The organism is Nostoc sp. NZL, from assembly GCF_015714705.1.
GTDB lineage: Bacteria > Cyanobacteriota > Cyanobacteriia > Cyanobacteriales > Nostocaceae > Nostoc > Nostoc foliaceum_A.
The window spans coordinates 33405-56573 of sequence record NZ_WBKL01000195.1; the positions used below are offsets into that span (position 1 = coordinate 33405).

The following is a 23169-nucleotide window of genomic DNA, read 5'->3' on the forward strand; positions in this document are numbered from 1 at the left end:
TCTAAAATTGCCGCAATTTTCAAAAAAAGTACTCCAAAACAGAGATTTATGCAGTTAAGACCGAATCAACGCCTAAAATTAGACGACACAGACGATAAGCTGTTCTATGCTTATCCCCGCTTCGTCACCCATGTAGATGAAGGATTTATTCAACAGCTAATGGATTTGTATCGCGATCGCCTGAAACCCAACACCCGCATTTTTGATATGATGAGCAGCTTGGTGTCTCATCTGCCAGAAGAGATGGAGTTTGACCATGTGGAAGGACACGGACTCAATGCTGAGGAATTAGCACGTAATCCCCGCTTAAATCATTACTTTGTACAAAATCTTAACGAAAAACCGCAGCTACCTTTACCAGATGAAGATTTTGATGCTGTTCTCAATTGTGTATCTGTGCAGTATGTGCAATATCCAGAAGCAGTATTTTCCGAAATTTATCGCATTCTGAAACCCGGTGGTGTTGCAATTATCAGTTTTTCTAACCGAATGTTTTTTGAAAAGGCGATTCAAGCTTGGCGGGAGGCTTCAGAATCACAGCGAGTGGAATTAGTCAAAGCTTACTTCGCATCAGTTCCAGGATTTACAACCGCAGAAGTTATAGCTCATAAGTCAACATTACCGAATATCTTACAGTGGTTGGGTGCAGCTGGAGGAGATCCATTTTATGCTGTTACAGCTTACCGCAGTTAAGTCAAATATTCACTAGTACAATGTCTAAGCTAGTGCAAGAGGGCTTGTAGTAAGGACTTTAGTGCTTAGAAAATAAGGACTAAAGTCCTTACTACGAAATTATTTACCTGCTCAGAATTAGAATGCTTTTGTATATACATAATTTCTGTAGATGAATTATTGGCTAATGAAATCAGAACCAGAAGCCTATAGCATTGCTGACCTTCAACAGCAGAGCGAGACTATCTGGGACGGTGTTCGCAACTATCAAGCTCGCAACTTTTTGCGCCAAATGGATGAAGGAGACTTAGCTTTTTTCTACCACTCAAACACTAATCCTCCCGGTATTGCTGGGTTAATGCGTGTGGTACAAAAAGATATTGCTGACCCGACCCAGTTTGAGCCAGAAAGTAAATATTACGACCCAAAATCAAGTTCCAAATCACCTCGCTGGCAAACTGTTGTAGTGGAATTTGTTGAGACTTTTTCTAACCCTATCTTGCTATCAATACTCAAAGAGAAGTTTAGCGCGGAAGAGTTTATGTTGGTGAGACAAGGTAATCGTTTATCGGTGATGCCCGTCCCTGAAGCAGTAGCCCTGAAGATTCTGGCGATGAAAACCTCCTAGTTGAAATATTACTAAGGGAGCATCCCAGTTTTAAGACTGAGAGAAAATGAAGTCAGAAAAACTAGGTGCAAGGTGACTGATGATGACACCCGAACAGAAGCAAAACCTGACTTTTACCGTTATCTTTTTTCCAAAGAGCGATCGCTTCCCCCTAAACCAAAATCCTATTCTCTAGTTGATAAATTGTTGAGAATTTATCGTGGCTTAAAACCCTTACTATTTCGATGTTTCCATACTTAAGGGTAAAAGTCACGGTGAAGATAAGTTTTCTTCACGAGTTCCTCATATTGTTATGTCTATAACTATATTCATCGAACTCAGAATTAGACCCAATCAAGGAGTTTGAGTGTTATGAGGAAAATAGGAGTTTTTGTGGCTCCCCCTCTATAAACCTACGGTGTACACACAAGTAGACCTAGAGCAAGTTTCCAGCCAAGAAAGGTGGATTCAAATTGATAAAGTCCACGAATTAAAGTAGTAATTCCCGGAGGTTTTTGAGACCTATAACCAGACCAACCACCAAGTCGAGCAATAATCCAAGTAGCCCAAGCAAGGGTTTGAGGAGGATAGGGATTTTGTTGAAGTCGAGTTTTTCCCTCTAACGTGGGTGCGTAGGCGTAGCCCGCCGCAGGCATCGTAGACAAGCATTGCTGTTGCTCATCGGAAAAGGCAACAGTTGCAGGCAAATTAGGATTATCCCGTCCCTGAATCAGTTGTAAAATTCGTACAGCAACGGACAAAGCCAAAACCGTTAATCGCTGGATGGCAGCAATAGACTCTAATTGGGTCGCCTCAATATTTAATCCGGCAGTTTTGAGAGTGGCAAACAGTTGTTCAATTCGCCAGCGCCATGTGTACCATCTAATTACACAGAGTGCAAGTTCAAAACAAACGACTTGGTGGGTGGTTAGCAATCGCCAATGAATCGGTTCTTGGCCTTTTGGTGGGTTGACTTCAACAGCTTCGACTGCGTAAAGTGTCACACTGGCGGGATAATCTAAAGCACCCAATTTATCTGGACGTTGAATTTTCACCATCGCACGGCGAACGATTAATAATGCCTCTCTTGCGGTTCTACCGATACGGGAATCTGCAGGGACATCCACGGTATAAGTTCCCTCGCTAGGCTGTTGGTTTAAATACGTATAAAGCGATTGAGTCTGTCCTGCAAGGCGACGGTCTTGACGCGCTCTTACCAATACATGATTGTTTTTATTTGGGACAGTCGCAAATTCCTCATATAAATCGCTTTCTCGTAGGCGTAGCCCGCCGTAGGCATCGGCGATATGAGTCACCACTTTGGCATCACCAGCACTTAAACATTGCTGAGTATCCGTTGCCGAACGCAGCCACTTATATGATTCCTTCTCAAATATCGGCAATTTCTGGTACTTTCGTTCGTGCTTATCCGCATGGTTGATGTCTCTAGTCCACAGTTGTACTGTGCTTATCCCCAAGGGAAATCCATTTTCTGCATCCAATATTAGGGTTGGGTGAATATAAAATCCTACATCTGTGTTGTTTCCGACTACACCTACACCCTCTGCTTTCAACCTGCCTACATGAGACTGCAAATTAATTTCGCTAGTATCACTTATTGCTAATACATGTTTTCTTTCTACCTGCAATATGCAGTGGTCGCTGAGACTTCGGATTAATTCCCCTACTGTCACGTTCTCATTCTCCAAAAAGCGGTAGTAGGCTACTTGTTCTGCTCTGTTTCTACTTATTTGACGGACGCTGACTGATTGATGTTTTCCCATTGCTTCGTACAATGCTGCCCCCTTTTTATCAACCTTGGGTCGCCAAATGCTTTTCTTTTCCAGAGTTGAGCATGAATTCTGATTGGATTTTCCACTCTCGTTTGTCCCCTCAAATCCCTTCCCTTAGTAGTTTACTTCGACTTGTGTGTACACCGTAGCTCTATAAACAGGAGGTAAGCGAATGAAATTACTATCTATAGCGGAACTCGAAAAACTGGCAAAGCAACCTAGAACTATTTGTGTATCGATTTTTCTACCAACTTACCATGCAGGGTCAGACACGCAACAGAACCCAATCCGGTTTAGGAATTTAATTCGGGAAGCTGAAGAACGCCTGATTGAACATGGTTGCCGTTCTGAAGATGCTAACAACTTACTCGAACCAGTCAAAGAACTAGATGAGTATGAATTTTGGCAGCATCAAAGTGATGGTTTAGCAATCTTCCGCTCCCAGGACTTGTTGCGGTATTATTCTCTACCCATAGATTTTGCAGAATTAGCAATTGTTAGTGACCGTTTTTACCTTAAACCTCTATTTCCCCTCTTTAATAGCGATGGACATTTCTATGTTCTTGCTCTCAGCCATCATCTGATTCGCCTATTAGAAGGTACGCACCATCACATTGAAGAGATTGATCTGACTGGTGTGTTGCCAAGTTTGGAAGAAGTATTGCGGTTTGAGGAGCCAGAACGGCAAACCCCTTCCCATACAGGCACTCCAGGAGCAGTAGGTGGAAGACGCGCCGCTCCTGGTGGAGTTACTGTATTTCACGGTCATGGTGCTGGTGATGAGGATGAAAAAGAAAATCTCAGCCTGTACTTTCATCGGGTAAATGAGGCGTTGCAGGAGTTACTAAAAGAGGAACACGCTCCTTTGGTGCTGCCTGGAGTCGAATATCTCTTGCCGATTTATCGAGAAGCAAATACTTATGCTTATCTTATGGATGCTGGTATAACAGGCAATCCAGAACTGCTGACAGCAGAGGAATTACACACCCAAGCCTGGGAAATAGTAGAACCTTACTTTTTACAAGCACAGCAAGAGGCGATCGCTCAATACAGGGAATTGTTGGGAACTGGAAAAGCCTCCAGCCAAATTACCGAAACTATTCCAGCGGCTTCTCAGGGACGCGTTGACAAGTTAATTGTCGCTCTCAATCAGCAGCAGTGGGGTACTTTTGACTCAGATACCCAAACGGTTCAGGTGCATCCCAATGCAGAACCTAACGATGAAGAGTTATTAGATTTGGCTGCAACTCAGACTATCTTGAATGGCGGTATTGTCTATGCGGTTGAGTCGGAAGATATGCCAGATGATACACCGTTAGCTGCGGTATTTCGCTATTAATGGGTCAGTACGTTTCTAATAATGGTCTTAGTTTTGTTTAATCATTCTGGTAAAAGAAAAATAAGAGCCAATTTTTCAATTGTAGATATAGCGATGATTTGAGCGTTGATTTTCTAATATATCAAGAAAGACAGGGGACAGAGGGCAGCTGGATCTTACCGAAAACTGCCCTCTGCTTCCTGCCGCGATTACCTACGGCACGCTACGCAAACGCACTCTGTTGTGTTGAGTTACCTACTCGATCGCATTGTAAACAAACATTGATATAAAACGACATTTCATCTTGATTTGATTCTGAAATGAAAAGCTAGAAATGTAGACTCCTGTCAAACGAATCACTTAAACAAGAGTTAGGTAGGACTTACGCACAAGAGATCCCCCAACCCCCTTAAAAAGGGGGCTTAAAGGCAGCTATGGAGATTGCTAGGAAACAGCAGTATCAACCCCAGTATCAACCCACCAATAATTCTTCAGACAGTTGCTTCGTTGTCACAGCCACCTACGGTACACCCTATGCACCAGAAGTAATTAAATATCGTTACTTCAGGGATGAATATTTGACTAAGAACATCTTAGGGAGGAAATTTATTAGTCATTATTATCGTTTGGACCCGATAGCTGCAAGCTACATTAAAAAGCACCTGAATGTTAAAAAAATGATGACGTTTATATTGGGTAATCTAGCTAACTACTTACCTAATAAAAACCATTTATCTCCTACTGCACCAGATGAGTAGAAATAAAACAATCGCCACTAGTATATGACGGCTCCAGAGTCAAATTATTTAGAAAATAATCTAATTTTTTAGAATATACAAATATGTGGCAATTTCATCTCCTATTAAGCATATTTTTATGTCTATCATGATGCAGATACATTATTTACAATTAATAGTCTAGGCTTATACAATAACAAGCTGGAATAGACATTTTAGCTGAGTTGTGGCACGGACTAAAGACACATAAAGGCATAATCACAGAAGAAAAAATGTTTTAATATTTTTCCTTCTTACTTTCCCATTGCTCTTACCTCCATAACCTTCTTTCCAGCAGAATAAATTAGGCTTGAGACTCTAAAAAATATGCGAAACGACTCTGGTAAAACTATTTCTATTTGGATGACAACGGCAGAAGTCCCAGATCAACCCGTGCTTACCGAAAATACTCATGCAGATGTGTGCGTTGTCGGTGCTGGGATAGCAGGGATGTCAACTGCCTATATGTTAACCCGCGCAGGTAAATCAGTGGTGGTGCTGGATGATGGCCCTATTGGTGGCGGTCAAACGGCAAGAACAACGGCACATCTATCGAATGTCTTGACTTATCGTTACCACGAACTGGAGCAAATGCACGGTAAAGAGGGCGCACAACTTGTTGCTCAAAGTCATACAACAGCAATTAATACTATAGAGGCGATCGCTACCCAAGAAAACATTAACTGTGATTTTGAACGACTTGACGGCTATCTTTTTCCGCCAGACCTCAAATCAATAGATGAGATTCAGCACGAGTTAGAAGCAGTCCACCGGGTTGGACTCACTAATGTTGAAATGGTGAAAAAAGCGCCGTTGACTGGCTTTGATACAGGAGTATGTCTACGCTTTCCCCAACAAGGGCAATTTGACCCACTAAAGTATCTAGCTGGACTTGCAGAAGCCATACAACGCCGTGGCGGTAGAATTTATACTGGAACGCATGTAGAAAAAATCAAAGGTGGTTTACCTGCCCGCGTTGAGACGAGCAGTGGAAAAGTTGTGACAGCTGATGCTGTGGTAGTAGCAACCAACTCACCCATCCGTAATTTAGCTACTATGCACTTTAAACAGGCTCCATACATGACTTTTGTCATCGGTGCAAAAGTACCTCGCGGTTCTGTTCCTAAAGCCCTTTATTGGGATACTCTCGACCCCTACCACTACGTAAGATTACAAAGCATTGACGAACAATATGATCTATTAATTGTTGGTGGCGAAGACCACAAAACCGGACAAGCTGATGATGCCTCCTCACGATATGCCAGACTCCAAACCTGGACGCAAGAACGTTTCCCGATGGTACAAGAGGTTTTATTTCGCTGGTCGGGTCAGGTAATGAATTCTGATGATGGTATTGCCTACATTGGCAAAAATCCTTTTGATGAGGAAAACGTCTACATCGTCACCGGTGATACAGGCATAGGAATGACCCACGGCACGATCGCGGGAATACTCCTAACTGACTTAATTTTAGGGCGAAAGAATACCTGGACAGAGCTTTATGATCCATCACGTGTGAGAATTGGTGGAGTAGGTGATTTTATCTCCGAGAATCTTAACGTTGCTGCCCAGTATTTAGAGTGGGTGACACCAGGGGATGTTGATTCCGTTGAAAAAGTTGCTCCCGGTACGGGTGCAGTAGTGCGGCGTGGTTTGACAAAAGTCGCAGCTTACCGAGATGAAAACGGCATATTGCACGAACATTCTGCAATCTGTACTCACCTCAACTGTATCGTCGCCTGGAATTCCTCAGAAAAGACCTGGGATTGTCCATGTCACGGTTCGCGGTTTGATACCCAGGGCAAGGTAATCAACGGCCCAGCAATTAATGGGCTGGCACCAATGGAAAACAAGTAAAAAGTGGAGACTGTAGCTTTAACCTGACTCGAAACAACTACTTGAATTTCCATGTATTGAGATCGGTGAAAGGTCAAATATTCATAAATATTTTATTGAGTGGGCCAACAGCCCACTTTTTTATTGTCAATCTCGTAAATATACGGGAACTTCTTGTTCTCTCTTATGGTCACTTTATGTCACCTTCAACAGCAAGGAGGTTCCCACTGTAACCGATCAAGCGTAGGTGTAGCCTAACCTAGGCATCGCAGCCCTCTATGTCCAATTTAACTTACCCTAACTCTTCGACAAGCCGCCGTTCGCATCTAATAGCTGCGTACAGTTACTGTTATTCGTTACCAGCTTTTCCTAGATTGTCTTTATATATACAATAATTACAATTTGTTAGTCAGATTAACGCAGACTTAAAACACTTTCAAATCCCTAAAATGGATGTTTGCTGATGGAACAAAATCGCGTCAATCAACCAAATATTAGCATTTATATATATATATACGCTAAATGTTTATGAAAGCTATATTAAACGGCATATTACACATTTTTGCGACCAAAAGCCTATATACTGGATTAGACTTTGTTAAATTTGAGAGTTTTGTTAATTGCAGCACCAAAAACTATTAATTTTTAGATTAAATACTAACGTATCTTATAGTCTATAGTTTTTAAGGTTTAGTCAAAACTATATCCAGTATCATCAAAAAACTGCAAACTTCATGTGGTGCAAAAATCAATCGGGGAGTGAAAACATGAATTTACGTAGAGATGCATTGCAAATCCTCAAAGAAACTAGCCGAACTTTTTATATCCCAATTAGTCTTTTACCGCCAGGATTACAAGAAGCAGTAGCATCAGCATATTTGTGTATGCGTGCCATTGATGAAATTGAAGATAATCCCGAACTAGATAACGCTACTAAAGCAAAGCTCTTAAAAACGATTAGCCTGACATTACAGGCAGGGGTTGATGGCTTTGCTGTAGATGCTTTCTTGGCAGGATTTAGTGGGTATGAGAATACCTTAGAAGAAGTCACTGTGAGGATTAGAGAATGGTTGCTGCTAGCACCAGAGACCATTGCACCTCGAATTTGGGATGCCACTGCTGCAATGGCAGACCGGATGGCTTACTGGGCAGAAAGAAACTGGGAAATTGATACAGAATCTGATTTGGATCGTTATACCTTTGGGGTTGCAGGTGCAGTGGGATTGTTACTATCGGACTTATGGAATTGGTACGATGGAACACAAACTAACCGTACCCAGGCAATTGGGTTTGGTCGGGGTTTACAAGCGGTTAATATCCTGCGTAACCATACTGAGGATTTAGGGCGTGGGGTAGACTTTTTCCCAGAGGGTTGGAGTGCAGCAAATATGCAAGAGTATGCGCGGCGCAATTTAGCCCTGGCAGATGCTTATACCAAAGAACTTCCTACCGGTCCAGCCTTAGATTTTTGCCAAATTCCCTTAACCTTAGCTAATGGAACTCTTGACGCCCTTGCTAATGGTAAAGAGAAACTCAGCCGCAGTGATGTTTTTGCACTTATCGAACAACTGATTAGTGTGAACATGAAAGCCAGCTAATAGTCTCTTAACGACTAATGGAGATGATTCTAAATTGCCTCCAAATTTGGGCATCCAAAATCCTACAGCTATTTTCTGTAGGGGAGTCAGTGCGGTCTTCTCCCATCGCGCAGCATCTCCGTTGACGCAGCGTCTCGTAGAGAAGAGAAGGAGAAGTTCAGTTCGCCCTCTTGCTTGGCAAAGCCAGACGCTCTCTACGAGACGCTGCGCATAGCTAGCTTTTGAGTAGGGTTAAGCGAACACGGTTAACGCTGCGCTATCAGCCCAAGTTGCCGCTTTGACTTCTATCCAAATAGAGCAACTGGCGTTGGGCACTGCCCCTCCAATACTTTTAAATACCAATTATCCAGAATAAGATTATAGATACAATCATGCAAAAATCTAGATTAAAGCTGACTTGCTCAATTCCGAACTACCTTAGCGAGTCGGGAGAGCAGCACACCACATCTAACAAGCTTTAAGAGAGTGTTATTACGATTTGGTATATGGTATAAAGTAAACTAAGTGTTTTGAGCAACGTAAGTATAATAAATTATTTTGTTTTGGCGATCGCTTTACGTAATATCAATTAAACTTTAGAAACTCTTCAAAGGATTTCCAGCAAAAATTACCTTGCAAGAGTTGATTAATATCTAAATAATTGAAAGGGAGTATAACACTCCCCGTGATTATTCGTGCAGCGAGTTGACAGTGCATGAGCTACTGCTTAAATCCTACCTGTCCCAATCCAGAAAATTTGGTATATAGCCAAAGGTGTCAGTCTTGTGGCTCGCAACTACTGTTGCGCGATCGCTATCAGGTGATCAAACCATTAGGTCAGGGTGGCTTTGGAGCAACCTTCTTAGCCCATGATCAAGGCTTACCAGGAGAACCGAGTTGCGTAATTAAGCAATTACGCCCATCAGGAAGCGCCCCACACGTTTTACAGATGGCCAGAGAACTCTTTGAGCGAGAAGCCAAAACTCTAGGTAAGATTGGCAATCATCCCCAAGTACCAAGATTGTTAGACTATTTTGAAGATCATGAACAATTCTACTTAGTTCAAGAATACATCAGTGGTGATACATTGCAGGAGGAGGTGAAACTTAACGGCATCTTGAGCGAAACTGGAGTCAAGCAATTTTTGAGCGAGGTTCTGCCACTATTGCAATATATCCATGAGCAAAAGGTGATTCACCGTGATATCAAGCCAGCCAACTTAATTCGCCGCACTCAAGATGCCAGAATGGTACTCATCGACTTTGGTGCGGTAAAAAACCAAGTCAGCCAAGGTGCGACAAGTCAATCAGGGCAGACAGCATTAACTGCATATGCCATTGGCACTCCTGGTTTTGCACCTCCAGAGCAAATGGCGATGCGTCCAGTCTACGCCAGTGATATCTATGCACTGGGGGTGACATGCATTTATTTACTGACTAGTAAAACTCCTAAAGATTTAGATTACAATCCCCACACTGGCGAGATGATGTGGGAGCAGCTTGTGCAAGTGAGTGACCACTTGAGCAATGTATTGCGAAAAATGTTAGACGTGTCTGTACGTAGTCGCTATCAGTCAGCGGCAGAAGTTCTCAGAGCATTGGAAATAGAACCATACTTAGAAAGTTTAGCAAAGGGTTTACTGCTTAAATCTGATACCGGAGCTAAAGAGCGAACACACAACCACTTGGAAAATTCTGCTGTTTTATGTAACAACCATTCTGCTGCTGTTACCAGTGCAGGAGTGGCACAGGTAGCGGCAGCAATTCGTGCTAGACGAGCCAAGGCAGCGGAAGCTGCTGGATTACATCACGGTTCTGGGATGGGCAAATCAACGACTTTAGCTAACAGCAACAGCAATGGTTCGCAAGTTCAAAATTCTAAAATTGAGCGTAAGTTAGATACCCAAGGTTTATTAACAGCCTATATGAAGGGAAGACGGGATTTTGCCTTACACAATTTAAATTTGCTGAATCTGCAAGGTGCTGACTTATCCCAAACAAATTTCCATTCCGCTCAATTGCAAAAAACCAATCTCCAGGGAGCTAATCTCCACAATAGTGACTTTGGCAGAGCCAGTCTCACTCAAGCAAATCTCAAGGATGCTAATTTGAGCAAAGCATACTTTAACCATGCTGATTTAGAAGGAGCAGACCTGCGAGGCGCAGACCTCAGTAATGCTTATCTCAGTAATGCTAACCTCCGAGGAGCTAATCTGTGTGGTGCCAATCTTACCAATGCCAAAATTTCTGATGAGCAGCTAGCACTAGCAAAAACAAATTGGATGACCGTGCGTCCTAATGGGAAACGAGGCTTATTGTAAGTTGAAAGTTTAAATTTGAGAGCTACTCGCTCTGGTTGCCAGACTAACGCTGTTTTATGACTCTCACGAGATAAAAATCAGAAACATTGGTTTCTGATTAGTTTTTATAAATCTAGGCGTAGCTTGGGTTGAGGAACGTAGCAAAATCCCGTAGGGTAACCCAACATCAAGAATCCTTGATTCTGTTGGGTTTCACTTTGTTCAACCTAATCTACAAATATTTTATTTTTTCAGAGTAATAAAAGAGCGCTGTTCTCTCCTTTTTAAGGACGGTTAAGGAGGATCAAGTCTTAAACTGAACTGTATTGTTTTAAAGCATTCTCTTATAAAAGTTTATTTTTATATATTTTATAAATCATAGCTACACAGGCAAAACCCTTAATTTTGCATTAGTCCACGGAGGTGAGCTTTGCTTTTGTAGTAGCGAATTCCATTCGTCAAATACTTTTAAAATACCCTCTAAGGTTCACAAGGCTTTGATTTCCTCACTAGCTTGATAAAGAAGCTCTTATTCTTCAGGTAAAACTCAGATTTATTCAGAATTGACCAAGTATATATAATAGTTGGGTTGAGCGATAGCCATTGCTCTCGCAAATGTTAAGAAAGATCCAGTTTTATAGCAAAAATATGCTGATCTTTGGTAATTCTTAATCAAATCTTCATAGTTTTTATCTGTTACAAATAGCAAATGATTATTTACAATAAACAATAAAGTATAATAATTTTTTAAAGATATTTTCATGCTTTCTTTTTATGCCTAGAAACAACAGGGAATCTTGCACCTAAAATTTGTAAAACCTAACGCTATTAAGCCAGCGGAAAGTGAAAACGTAATTATCCCTGATTGTAGACTGAAGCAGAATATTCATAACCAAAATCAGGTAGTACAAGGTTTACGTATGATGGCTGACTTTGCAGAAACGGAAATAGAACGGCGATTAACTTTATACCAAGTATTCCTGAAGTTGTATGAACACCACAGCAGCCTTCTAGATGAAATTCTTCAGCTAGAAAACCTATCTCAACCGTCGCTGAGGAGGGTAAAAGTATGTTATGTACATGGTGTAGTGGATAGTGCTGCTGTTTATTTGATGACTAACTTGTGCGACAATCAGACCCAAAGTTTACGGCAGCCACAGCAAATCTGGACAATAGGTCGTAATCGCAGCAGTGGTATTTGCATTCCTGATAGTTATATGTCTCGTCGCCACGCTGCTATTCAATATATTGATGATCAAGGTTTCTACTTCATAGACTTCAAGAGTACCAATGGCTCATTTGTGAATGGCGATCGCGCAGAGGAGCCGATCAAGCTCAAAGATGGCGATCGCATCCGTCTAGGTAGTATGACTTTTGATTTTTTCATGAATTATACGTGTCGTGTTTTGCCAACTGTCGCAATGGAGTTATTGATGCAACTTGTGCATCGAAAGAGCGATAATGAGGTAGAAATACTTACTTATCCCCATGAAAGACCAAAACCTTTGTTTGAAAAACCAGATGATAATTCAGATATTTTCAAAAATTCTGGGCTAGTTGAGAAGTTTGAACATTGGTATGACAACTTCAGTTCAGAACAGAAATCAGAAATTTTAGATCGCTTTTTTAGCAGACAGATACCATATAATCCCAGCTAAAAAATTGGAAATTATAGTAATTTTCAATCGCGTGAAATATACACAATTCTTAGGGGCACACCAATGAACAATGTTGTGCCCCTACTTTTAACTTATTCCAACGACAAACGCTATAAAAATAAAATGATTGCTCGTCATATAGTGGCAATCATTTTTTTAGGCTTGCTGTAACTCATCAATATGTTGTAAAAGGTGGGTTAGCTGTCTTTGCAACCCACTACACATTAAGACTTGCAGATTGATAAATCCACATTTCTTATTCTTCTGGCTCTAAATCGACTTCTTCCTCTTCATCTCCTTCACTGGCTTTAGCTACAGAGTTAGCAGAAACAATAGCGCCTTTATCTAACTTTTCACGCACCAGTTGCTTAATTTGTTCAGCAAATTCAGGCTTTTCTTCTAGATACTTAATGGCGTTGTCTCGTCCTTGGGAGATATTATCGCCGTTGTAACTATACCAAGCTCCTTTGCGGACAATAATGGCAGTTTCTTCTGCTAAGTCAACAAGACAACCCAAGGTAGAAATACCTTTGCCAAAAATAATATCGAATTCCGCTATTCTGAAGGGCGGCGCTACTTTATTTTTGGCGACTTTAACTTTAACGCGGTTACCAAATTCATCTGTACCTTTCTTCAAAGTTTGAATTCGGCGAATATCTAAGCGCACTGAAGCGTAAAATTTCAATGCGTTACCGCCAGTAGTAGTTTCTGGGCTACCGTAGGTAACACCGATTTTTTGCCGCAATTGGTTAATGAAAATTACTGTACAACCAGATTTACCAATATTGCCCGTAATCTTACGTAGGGCTTGGCTCATTAACCGCGCCTGCAAACCGACGTGGATGTCACCCATATCGCCTTCAATTTCAGCGCGGGGAACCAGTGCTGCTACTGAGTCAATAACTACAATATCAACCGCAGCAGAACGAACAAGCTGATCGACAATTTCCAAAGCTGATTCGCCAGTGTCTGGTTGGGAAATCAGCAAATTGTCAATATCTACACCCAATGCCGCAGCATAAGTGGGATCAAGGGCGTGTTCTGCATCAACAAAGGCAGCAATACCGCCATTTCTTTGCACTTCAGCGAGTGCATGTAGCGCTACTGTAGTCTTACCGGAACTTTCCGGCCCATAAATTTCAATTACCCGCCCCTTGGGTAAACCACCACCTAATGCTAAATCTAGGGTGAGCGCCCCACTGGAAATCGTCTCCACCCGCATCCGGGTAGCATCGCCTAGGCGCATGATTGCTCCTTTACCAAAGCTGCGCTCAATCTGGTTGAGCACCATAGTCAGCGCTTTTTGCTTGCCAGAAGTATCAGTGTTGATAGCCATTTCTGCTTCTAATGCCTCTAAATATATGGTTTTAAGGAGTGTTTCTCTGGGAGTTTGAGTAGAACAGATATACTATTTTAACCAGAAAATTCTGGAATAGGACTTCTCAAATCAAAAAAAGGGTGTGACAAGATCGTAACTCGATCGCTACCAGATTAGGGTAGTTTTGCACAATGATACCAACTTGCATTCAGAGATAGCTTTTTTTGGCTGGGTAAGCAAGGGATTTTAAAGAAAAAATAAATTACCTAAACAACACTCTCAGTAGAGCCGTACTCGTGAGCATTTGCAGAGGTTGCTAAATTAGGAGCGATCGTCATGCCAATTAGCATATCATCGACGACGGTGGCTTCATTGGGTAAACGGGAGATTCTTAATCATAGTCTTTACGTGACGGTTTTGCTTCTGTCTTTAGCGTAAGTAGGTTTTTCTGGGAGATATGCTCAGTGATGAGTTTAGCAATAAATAGGTCTGATTTGCAGGTATGCTAAAATATTTGGTAACATTTGTAACTGTTTTACAGCTAGTGTCAGGTAAATGAATCACCATCTTGATTTTGTCTTACGCAAAGTTGCAAAGGCACACATAAGAGGCAAGATTGTGGTTTTAATAAATGAAACCTGCTGTAAACTATACAAAATTAATTACATAAGTTAAAAGTGATGGCTACTAAAGTTAATTTGGATGCTTTAATTCCACGAGAAGATTTTGAAGTAGGAGAAAATAGTAATCCAGGCAAAAAGAAAGAAACAATTTCTATTGGAGATATAGAAATAGATTCGTTTTTCTTCCCCAATATCCGCAAACCTGATTTTCAAAGAGAAACAAATGAATGGGATAAAGATAAAATATGCGAATTTATAAAAACTTTTATACAAGGTGATTTAATACCAGCAATTATTCTATGGCGAAGTACGGGCGGATACTTATTCGGAATTGATGGTAGCCATAGATTGAGTGCTTTAGCAGCTTGGGTAAACGATGATTATGGTGATGGAACAATATCAAAATTATTTTATGACGGGATAATCCCTGATGAACAAATAAAAATTGCCCAAGAAACGCGAAAATTAGTTAATAAAAAATTTGGTTCATACAAGGATATTAAGTTAGCTCGAACATATCCTGACAAATTCAAACCAGAAATTATCAGATATGCTCAAAATTTATCAGCATTAGCACTTCAACTTCAATGGATTGAAGGTGATGCGAGTAAAGCAGAAAATTCTTTTTTCAAAATTAATCAACAAGCTACACTAATTGATAAAACTGAGCTAAAGCTCCTTGAATCTAGAAGAAAGCCTAATAGCATAGCTGCACGTGCAATTATTAGAAGTGGTACAGGACATAAGTATTGGTCATCTTTTCCAGATGAAATACAGAATCAAATACAAGAGATAGCTAAAGAAATTAACGAAATACTTTTTGAACCTAATTAAGTTATAAAATACATCTGCATTAGAGCATTTAGCGAATGGCGAAACTTGATGCCACTTCATACATCACCATTGCCACTAGAAACGCCAGTTATCTAATCTTAGTGAATAATCTAAATCCTGAATCCTTTGATAATGAGATAAATTACCAGTAACTAAAGTTAGATTATGACGGATGGCAATTGCTGCAATCATACAATCAGGATAGCCAATTCTTTTTCCGGTTGTCTCTAAATCAGCGTAGATTTTCCCTGCTAATACTGCTTCTGCCAAATCAAAGGATAATATCTCCTGTGAACTCACGATAGTTAAAAATTGCTGAAGGCGTTCTTCTTGCTTACGTTTTTGCCAACCTTCTACAATTTCCATAACTGTAATTACAGAAATTGTATATTTATCGAACTGGTTTAAGTAGGTATTGGCTTTAGCAATAATACGAGGATTTGCTCGTTTAATAATTTATGAAAGAATATCCGTATCAAGTAGGCACTTTTCTACTTTATTCATCTGATCCAGTATATCCTCTTTTTTACATTGCCTCAGCAACAATTTCATCAACAATTTCTGGGACATCAGCATATAATCCCATTAATGGATCTTTTTTCTCCTGAATTTCTGCTAAACGTTCAATTACATGAGTAATTAGTTCTGATAGAGTTGATTGATTGACTATTGCCAAAGTTTTTGCTCGCTCAAAGGTGAGCCTATCTAGTTCAAGTTCTATCTTTTCCATGATGATTTTAAACTCCCATATAAATTATTAGTGTTCATTAACCTAGTGTAACTCAGCATTGATGGTGTGCAGTGGGGCAAAATATTTGTTAGAAGTGCAGAGTTGTTTGCTTTTAATGAATAAATAGGTGAATAAGTTTCTTATCCACCTATACAAGTTAAACAATTCCTTGCACTATTTACTGCTTAATTTATGTTTAATTTAATTTTAGGGTATTTCCAATTTGATAATTCAACACAACAAAAAATCAATTAACGTTATTTGCTAAGATTTGATTAGGTTTTTGCTCTTACGCATCTTTGATGACTCTCGACCTTCCCGACTCTCTGATTCTCGATACTGCACTTTCAGTTTCTGGATTAACTGACTATATCCGCTTGCTGTTAGAGCAAGATGAACAATTGCGGCAAGTTTGGGTAACTGGCGAAGTTTCTAGTGCTAACCACCATCGCAGTGGTTTATTTTTTACACTACAAGATACCGATCGCACCGCCGGAATTAAGTGTGTGGTATGGAATACCCAATTGCCAAAACTCGCCCAAATGCCAGTTGCCGGTGAGCAGATAATTATTTTGGGTAGTATTCGCGTGTATCCGCAACGGGGAGAGTATCAGTTATCAGTTTGGCAAACTTTACCTGCTGGTGTTGGTTTACAGGCGCTACGCTATCAACAACTAAAAAATCGCTTGCTGGCTGAGGGGTTGTTCGATGCTCAAAGAAAGCGATCGCTCCCAACTCACCCCCAAACGATCGCTGTCGTCACTTCACCAACGGCGGCGGCTTGGGGTGATATTCAAAAAACCCTGAAACAAAGGTATCCAGGTTTACACGTTTTATTTTCTTCGGCTACAGTGCAAGGTGAGCAAGCGCCGGAATCTATCGTTAAGGCAATTGATCGGGTGGAAAGAGATGGTCGCGCCGAAGTGCTAATTTTATCGCGGGGTGGTGGCGCGGTGGAGGAGTTGGCTTGCTTTAATGATGAACGAGTGGTGCGATCGCTGGCTAGTTGTTCTATTCCTGTAATTACTGGTATTGGCCATCAAAGAGATGAATCTTTAGCAGATTTAGTTGCAGATGCTTGTGCACATACACCGACGGCGGCAGCGGAAATGGTTGTACCAGCACTTTTAGAGTTGTATACTGAGCATCGGCAGCGAGTTGTAGCTTTACATGAAGCGGTGCATGACTTTGGGGAAACTGCTGAAAATAAACTGCAAGCATTGCGAAACCGTTTGCGACGTTTGCGGTTAGATCGGCAAGTGCAGCAGGAGGTGGACAAGCTAGCTTGGAAGCGTCAGCGTTTGGTGCAAATTACGACGGGGCGATCGCAGCAAGCAGTGCAGCATTTAGAGTTGTTGCGGCAGAAGTTGGCTAGCCTTGACCCGAAAGCTGTATTACAGCGTGGTTATGCGGTGGTTAGGCGGGAAGATGGGGCGATCGCTCGTTCTGCGGCGGAGTTGGCTGTGGGGCAAGAGTTAGTGATTCAGTTGGGGCAGGGTGGGGTTAAAGTGAAGGTTATGGAAGTGAACGAACCGCCAAGACGCCAAGGACGCCAAGAGTTAAATGGTTAAACGTAAGAGTGCTTCTAGTTCTGAGGAAGGTTGGAATTATGAGGCGAAGGTTGCTGAAATAGAGGGAATTATCGCTCGCATCGAGGCGGGTGAGTTGGATTTGGAAGCTGTGTTTGAGCAATTTGCAAGTGCTGTGGAGTATTTGCGTCAGTGCGAAAGTTTTTTGCAGCAACGACAGCAGCAGGTAGATTTGTTGATTGAAACATTAAGCGATGAGTAGAAATGAGAGTCTACTCGTGTGAGTTTATATGCTCAGATTTTTGTATTTCTCCTGGATGGAGATAAATAACTCTTGATTGTTAAATTAGTGACAGTAATACAACTATTTCTCTAACGCAGAGATAGCTGATTTATTAAGATAACATTTATAAAGTGATGACTCAAGTTGTAATTGTTGGGGCTGGGCCTACTGGTGCAACGCTTGCACTCCTGCTTGTCAAACGGGGCATTGCAGTCAAACTGATTGAAGCATCCCGTAACTTCCGGCGAGTTTTTCGCGGTGAGGGGCTAATGCCTAGTGGGCTGGATGCCTTAGAGCAGATGGGATTGTCACCCATGTTAGAACGCATTCCTCATCGCCCTTTGGATGCCTGGCAGTTCATTATCAATAAGCGATCGCTATTTCGAGTTGAGGAACCAATGGAACTTGGTGGAAAGTGCACTATGCTTGTTTCACAGCCAGCCCTCCTGGAAGCGCTGATTCAGGAAGCTAGCACTTATCCTAATTTTGAGTTGGTGCAGAGTGAACCTGTACAAGATTTACTGTGGAGCGAAAGCCGAGTTTCTGGTGTAAAGCTAGGGGATAATCGGACTATTTCTGCGGATTTAGTTATTGGCGCAGATGGTCGTAATTCCATTGTTCGGCAACGAGCAAACTTAACTTTAGAGCAACAGTCCCAAAGTTTCAATATTCTTTGGTTCAAATTGGCAGATAGTCCGCGTTTTGAGTCGGAAAATGTCTTTTACTCAATTGTTAACGGTCGTCACGCTTTTGGATTATTTCGTGATACGGAGGGCAATCTTCAAGTGGGTTGGTCGCTCTATGAGGGTTCCCCGATGGATTGGAAGCAAGTCAATTGGGCTGAAATGTTTGCGTCTGTATCACCTCCTTGGTTAGCAGAGCATTTCCAGGAAAATGCAGAAAGTATTGAGCGACCTGTATTATTATCCGTTGTAGTCGGGCGGTGTCCGCGTTGGTCTGTGCCAGGGTTACTACTCTTGGGCGATGCTGCTCATCCAATGTCACCTATCCGCGCTCAGGGTATTAATATGGCATTGCGGGATGTGATTGTTGCAACAAATTATCTGGTTCCCCTGTTGCGCCAGGGAGCAGAATATGCAGATATTGATGCGATATTGCCACAGATTCAAGCTGAACGAGAGCCAGAAATTGTGCGATCGCAGCAGCTTCAAAGTGAAGAAGCGGCTCAGGCTGAACGACTTACTAAAAGCCCACCAATGCAATGGGCAGTAAGCAAGCTAGCTCCCCTAATTTCCCGACCCGTTCGCCAGTCTTGGCTTAAGCGACAGCGCCAGTTGCGCCAAGGAGTATCGCAGATACAGTTAACTGTTTAAGCGTTGTCAAATATCAGTATAAAATTCAAAAATTCGATTCAATTTAGGATCTTAAATAAATACGGTTATGTAGCAATAACAAGGAAGTAATTTTCGCTTTTAGAACATCGAATACTGTGACTCAAAAAGATATCATTATTTGGTTCACTCACTGTTTCTGCAATATTGCACTCAACTGAGAACCGCTATATGAAACCATTCCTTTTTGTCACTGATTTGGATGACACCCTCGTGTATCGCACCGTGGGCGATGACAGCGCTTTAGCAGAACTAAATCAACTGCTGAGTCAACATCGCCAAGAATACGGTACAAAAATTGTTTATTCTACCGGGCGATCGCCTGTACTTTACAAAGAACTCCAAGCTCAAAAAAATCTTTTGCAACCGGATGCCCTCGTCCTTTCGGTGGGTACGGAAATTTACTTAGATGATACTGATACTCCAGACTCAGGTTGGTCAGAAATCCTCTCTCCGGGATGGGAACGGGAAACTGTCTTATCTATTACTAAGAAATACCGTGAGTTAGTTCGCCAACCAGATTCAGAACAGCGTCCCTTCAAAGTGAGTTTTTTCTTACAACAAGAGGCATCTTTCAGAGTAATACCACAACTTGAAGCAGAGTTGCAGAAATATAAATTAAATGTAAAGTTAATCTACAGTAGCGGTATTGACCTTGACATTGTACCCCATAGCAGCGATAAAGGTCAGGCAATGCAGTTTTTACGCCAAAAGTGGAAATTTGCAGCAGAACAAACAGTTGTCTGTGGTGATTCAGGTAATGATATTGCTTTATTTGCTGTAGGCAACGAACGGGGAATCATTGTGGGGAATGCCCGAAAAGAGTTACTCCAATGGCACGATGAGTATCCCGCTGACCATCGCTACCTGGCAAAAGGTTTTTGTGCAGGTGGAATTATTGAAGGCTTAAATTATTTTGGTCTCTTGTAATGATTAGTTATCTAAAAGGTATAGTCGCTGGTATCCAAACAATTGGCGCTAATCGCGTGATTCTGACTCTGGAAGTGAATGGCTTGGGGTATGATTTGCAAGTTCCCCAACGGCTAGCAAACCAGTTACCAGAGTCAGGAGGAGTGGCGCAAATTTTTACCCATTTCCAAATTCGTGAAGAAGTGCCGTTACTTTATGGCTTTGCTTCGCCAGCCGAACGCGATTTATTTCGCCACTTGCTGACTGTCACAGGTATTGGTGCAGCCTTAGCGATCGCACTGTTGGACACTCTGGAACTACCAGATTTAGTCCAAGCAATTATCGCTGGCAATACACAAATCTTAATTCAGGCTCCAGGTGTCGGTAAAAAAATCGCAGAACGCATCTGTTTGGAACTGAAAAGCAAATTGGTCGAGTGGCGCAAATCAGCCGGGTTCTTCGTCGCCACAGGTGGGCCAGCACCGGGAATTCTCGAAGAGGTGCAAATGACCCTCTTCGCCTTGGGATATACTGCCCATGAGGTCAGCCACGCCCTGCATGTGGTGAGTGAAGATATTGGACTACCCAAAGATGCCTATGTCGAAGATTGGATTAAACAAGCGATCGCTCATCTCAGCAGCGAACAAGTTTAATTGTCATTTGTCAGGTGTGCAATGCCCAATTCCCAATTCCCAATGCCCACAGACCCTTATGCTTGGCTAGAACAGTCCTTAGCAACAATTCATCGGGCAGACTGGTATCGTTCAGTACAAACAATCCACGGTCGTCCGGGTGCAACGGTGGTTTTAGCTGGGCAAGAGGTAATTAATTTTGCCAGTAATGACTATTTGGGGCTGACTGGGGATGAGCGGTTAATGGCAGCCGCAACTGCTGCGATCGCAGAATTTGGGACTGGTAGTACTGGTTCTAGATTACTCAGCGGGCATAGGGAATTGCACAGGGATTTAGAAGAGGCGATCGCATCTACCAAACAAACAGAAGATGCCTTGGTATTTAGTTCTGGGTATCTAGCCAATTTGGGCGCAATTACCGCCCTTGTTGGCAAGCGTGATTTAATTTTATCTGACCAGTACAATCATTCCAGTCTGAAAAATGGGGCGACTCTCAGCGGTGCAGTATTTGTGGAATATCCGCACTGTGATATCGCAGTATTAAAAACTCAGTTGAGTCAACAGCGACAGAACTACCGACGCTGCTTGATTCTTACTGATAGCGTCTTCAGCATGGATGGCGATTTATGTCCGTTGCCAGCACTGTTGGATGTTGCTGATGAATTTAACTGTATGCTGCTAGTTGATGAAGCTCATGCCACTGGGGTACTAGGAAAAACTGGCGCTGGGTGTGTCGAACATTTTGGATGCACAGGAAAGCCGTTAATTCAAGTTGGTACCTTGAGTAAAGCTTTGGGTAGTTTAGGCGGGTATGTGGCAGCAAGTAGTGCCCTAATTGACTTTTTGCGGAACCGCGCACCCACTTGGATTTACACCACTGGGCTTTCGCCTGCTGATACGGCGGCGGCTTTAGCAGCGCTCAAGATAGTCCAACAAGAACCGCAACGCCGGACCCAATTGTGGCAAAATGTACATTACTTGAAAAATTTGCTGCAACAACAGTTATCTAATTTAAAATTACTGCCTTCGGAATCACCTATACAATGTTTTCAATTGTCCAGTGCAACAGATGCCCTCAAAGCTGGAAAACAGCTAAGAAATGCTGGCATTTTTGCCCCAGCAATTCGTCCTCCCACAGTGCCCACAAGTCGGATCAGAATATCTTTAATGGCAACTCATGAAGCAGCACATATTGACAAATTGGTAGCAGTACTAAAGGATGTCAATTACAGCGAATTTTATGCCAATTGATCACAGTAGGTTGGGGATTAATTGAAGATTGACTTTAGCAAAGTTTTGGCAACAAGCTGCAATTTGAAACTTTTGTGTTGGTCTTCGGTTTTTATTTAAGGGACTATTATGTTCCCGGACGAGAGCGAATATGATCGGGTATATGATGGCGATCGCCTAATATTTCTAACAAAGGGCCATTAACGTCAAATTTAACCATACTTACCGACGCGACCAAAATATTCACCCGATAGCGATAGCGTCCCAAATCAATTCCCAGTAAACTGCAAAGCATAATCCGAATCGTGGCTTTATGGGAAACTACTAAAACATTACCTTGGTGATGTTTTTCTTGAATTTCAGCAATTACAGGCATAGAACGGTTAGCAATATCTACCGCAGTTTCTCCACCAATGGGTGCATTCCAAGCGGGTTCTGTCAACCATTTTACATAGTTTTCTGCGTAATTCTCTTGGGCAAACGATTTACTCTTCCTTTCCCATTCGCCGTAACTACCTTCTCTAAGTCCGTCACGCAACTGCATATCCATACCGATAGCATCACAAAATGGCTTGGCAGTTGCAATTGTGCGCTTCATCGGGCTAACATAAACTGCTTCCCACTTCAATTTTTGATAAACATCAGCAAAACCAGATGCCATCTGCATCCCCTCTGTTGTCAACTCCGCATCAGTTTCACCGCAGAAATTACCACTTTGACTAAAAGTAGTTTCTCCATGTCGCAGTAAATATAAATTGAGTGTCATAGCTTGTATCGTGATTGAGATAAAAGAGTTTGTGCAAAAATAAAATACCATCAATCTCGCAATCGAGTATGTGACACCAGGACAAAGTAATTAACCAAAAAAGTTAATCAACCACAAACTTTTGAAATCGAAGACAAAAGTAGCGGTTTCAGCTAGTACTCTAGTTTGAGCCGGGATACGGATACCGTTGGCGAATTCCCCAAACAGCTAAACTGAACCGATTGAGAGCTTTCTGAGCAATTTTATACCCAGATGCAACATCCTCCAACTTCAGTTCATTCCGATGCTTCATTTTGAGATTTTTTATAAGCTTGGGTCACTGCATTTCTTCGATTTGAGTATTTATGATCGCCAAACTGATGTTATAGATATAGAAAATTAGCGATCAATTTTGGCTTTGAATACTATATTAGTGAGTAATTAACCT

At 41.8% G+C, this 23169-nt stretch carries 22 protein-coding genes; 16 read left to right on the forward strand and 6 right to left on the reverse strand.

Annotated features, from left to right (window positions below; translation table 11 throughout):
- Positions 1-48 precede the first annotated feature (48 nt).
- The 3 genes from F8R90_RS28810 to F8R90_RS28820 all read left to right on the forward strand — a co-directional run bounded on the left by F8R90_RS28810 (position 49) and on the right by F8R90_RS28820 (position 1540).
- Positions 49-693 carry a class I SAM-dependent methyltransferase gene (locus F8R90_RS28810; RefSeq protein ID WP_196513485.1) on the forward strand — a complete coding sequence of 215 codons (645 nt, stop codon included), beginning with the start codon at positions 49-51 and terminating at the stop codon, positions 691-693.
- Between the two features lie 151 nt (positions 694-844).
- Positions 845-1300, forward strand: a complete 456-nt coding sequence (locus F8R90_RS28815) for an EVE domain-containing protein (protein WP_196513486.1) — start codon at positions 845-847, stop codon at positions 1298-1300.
- Between the two features lie 72 nt (positions 1301-1372).
- Positions 1373-1540 carry a hypothetical protein gene (locus tag F8R90_RS28820; RefSeq protein ID WP_196513487.1) on the forward strand — a complete coding sequence of 56 codons (168 nt, stop codon included), beginning with the start codon at positions 1373-1375 and terminating at the stop codon, positions 1538-1540.
- A 152-nt stretch (positions 1541-1692) separates the two neighbouring features.
- Here the strand turns inward: F8R90_RS28820 and F8R90_RS28825 are convergent, their stop codons facing one another.
- Positions 1693-3063, reverse strand: coding sequence for an IS4 family transposase (locus tag F8R90_RS28825; RefSeq protein WP_196513488.1), 1371 nt, complete (start codon positions 3061-3063; stop codon positions 1693-1695).
- A gap of 181 nt (positions 3064-3244) precedes the next feature.
- Between F8R90_RS28825 and F8R90_RS28830 the strand changes: the two genes are divergently transcribed.
- The 6 genes from F8R90_RS28830 to F8R90_RS28855 all read left to right on the forward strand — a co-directional run bounded on the left by F8R90_RS28830 (position 3245) and on the right by F8R90_RS28855 (position 12536).
- Positions 3245-4411: a baeRF3 domain-containing protein gene (locus tag F8R90_RS28830; protein ID WP_196513489.1), complete on the forward strand. Its 1167-nt coding sequence runs from the start codon at positions 3245-3247 to the stop codon at positions 4409-4411.
- Positions 4412-4824: 413 nt separating this feature from the next.
- Positions 4825-5148, forward strand: a complete 324-nt coding sequence (locus F8R90_RS28835) for a CFI-box-CTERM domain-containing protein (RefSeq protein ID WP_230967027.1) — start codon at positions 4825-4827, stop codon at positions 5146-5148.
- 345 nt (positions 5149-5493) lie between these two features.
- Positions 5494-7023, forward strand: coding sequence for an FAD-dependent oxidoreductase (locus F8R90_RS28840; RefSeq protein WP_196513490.1), 1530 nt, complete (start codon positions 5494-5496; stop codon positions 7021-7023).
- 746 nt (positions 7024-7769) lie between these two features.
- The gene (locus F8R90_RS28845; protein WP_196513491.1) at positions 7770-8600 is read left to right on the forward strand and encodes a squalene/phytoene synthase family protein; all 831 of its coding nucleotides are present in this window, start codon (positions 7770-7772) and stop codon (positions 8598-8600) included.
- Between the two features lie 694 nt (positions 8601-9294).
- Positions 9295-10899, forward strand: a complete 1605-nt coding sequence (locus F8R90_RS28850; RefSeq protein ID WP_196513492.1) for a serine/threonine-protein kinase — start codon at positions 9295-9297, stop codon at positions 10897-10899.
- 899 nt (positions 10900-11798) lie between these two features.
- Positions 11799-12536, forward strand: a complete 738-nt coding sequence (locus tag F8R90_RS28855; RefSeq protein ID WP_442946765.1) for an FHA domain-containing protein — start codon at positions 11799-11801, stop codon at positions 12534-12536.
- Between the two features lie 256 nt (positions 12537-12792).
- Here F8R90_RS28855 and recA read toward each other — a convergent pair whose 3' ends face one another.
- Entirely contained in the window at positions 12793-13872 is a 1080-nt protein-coding gene (recA, locus tag F8R90_RS28860; RefSeq protein ID WP_196513493.1) for a recombinase RecA, read from the reverse strand.
- 662 nt (positions 13873-14534) lie between these two features.
- Between recA and F8R90_RS28865 the strand changes: the two genes are divergently transcribed.
- The gene (locus F8R90_RS28865) at positions 14535-15311 is read left to right on the forward strand and encodes a DUF262 domain-containing protein (protein ID WP_196513494.1); all 777 of its coding nucleotides are present in this window, start codon (positions 14535-14537) and stop codon (positions 15309-15311) included.
- Between the two features lie 75 nt (positions 15312-15386).
- On the opposite strand, the gene F8R90_RS28870 is transcribed toward F8R90_RS28865, so the two are convergent.
- A complete protein-coding gene (locus tag F8R90_RS28870; protein WP_331000743.1) occupies positions 15387-15767 on the reverse strand; it encodes a PIN domain-containing protein in 381 nt (126 codons plus the stop codon).
- A 70-nt stretch (positions 15768-15837) separates the two neighbouring features.
- Positions 15838-16041, reverse strand: coding sequence for a hypothetical protein (locus F8R90_RS28875; protein ID WP_196513495.1), 204 nt, complete (start codon positions 16039-16041; stop codon positions 15838-15840).
- Between the two features lie 302 nt (positions 16042-16343).
- Here F8R90_RS28875 and xseA point away from each other — a divergent pair, with 302 nt between their 5' ends.
- The 6 genes from xseA to bioF all read left to right on the forward strand — a co-directional run bounded on the left by xseA (position 16344) and on the right by bioF (position 21997).
- Positions 16344-17612: an exodeoxyribonuclease VII large subunit gene (xseA, locus tag F8R90_RS28880; RefSeq protein WP_196513496.1), complete on the forward strand. Its 1269-nt coding sequence runs from the start codon at positions 16344-16346 to the stop codon at positions 17610-17612.
- Complete coding sequence (xseB, locus tag F8R90_RS28885) at positions 17605-17832, forward strand: exodeoxyribonuclease VII small subunit (protein ID WP_190898937.1); 228 nt, start codon at positions 17605-17607, stop codon at positions 17830-17832. The genes xseA and xseB overlap by 8 nt, the downstream gene beginning before the upstream one ends.
- Before the next feature lie 155 nt (positions 17833-17987).
- Positions 17988-19187, forward strand: a complete 1200-nt coding sequence (locus tag F8R90_RS28890; RefSeq protein WP_196513497.1) for an FAD-dependent monooxygenase — start codon at positions 17988-17990, stop codon at positions 19185-19187.
- Between the two features lie 189 nt (positions 19188-19376).
- Positions 19377-20135, forward strand: coding sequence for a sucrose-phosphate phosphatase (locus F8R90_RS28895; protein WP_196513498.1), 759 nt, complete (start codon positions 19377-19379; stop codon positions 20133-20135).
- Entirely contained in the window at positions 20135-20767 is a 633-nt protein-coding gene (ruvA, locus tag F8R90_RS28900) for a Holliday junction branch migration protein RuvA (RefSeq protein ID WP_190898940.1), read from the forward strand. The genes F8R90_RS28895 and ruvA overlap by 1 nt, the downstream gene beginning before the upstream one ends.
- Positions 20768-20809: 42 nt before the next feature.
- Positions 20810-21997: an 8-amino-7-oxononanoate synthase gene (gene bioF / locus F8R90_RS28905; RefSeq protein WP_196513512.1), complete on the forward strand. Its 1188-nt coding sequence runs from the start codon at positions 20810-20812 to the stop codon at positions 21995-21997.
- A gap of 106 nt (positions 21998-22103) precedes the next feature.
- On the opposite strand, the gene F8R90_RS28910 is transcribed toward bioF, so the two are convergent.
- Positions 22104-22742 (reverse strand): histidine phosphatase family protein, encoded by a 639-nt coding sequence (locus F8R90_RS28910; RefSeq protein ID WP_196513499.1) that lies wholly within the window; start codon positions 22740-22742, stop codon positions 22104-22106.
- A gap of 160 nt (positions 22743-22902) precedes the next feature.
- Positions 22903-23034, reverse strand: coding sequence for a hypothetical protein (locus F8R90_RS33590; protein ID WP_269141812.1), 132 nt, complete (start codon positions 23032-23034; stop codon positions 22903-22905).
- Between the last annotated feature and the right edge of the window lie 135 nt (positions 23035-23169).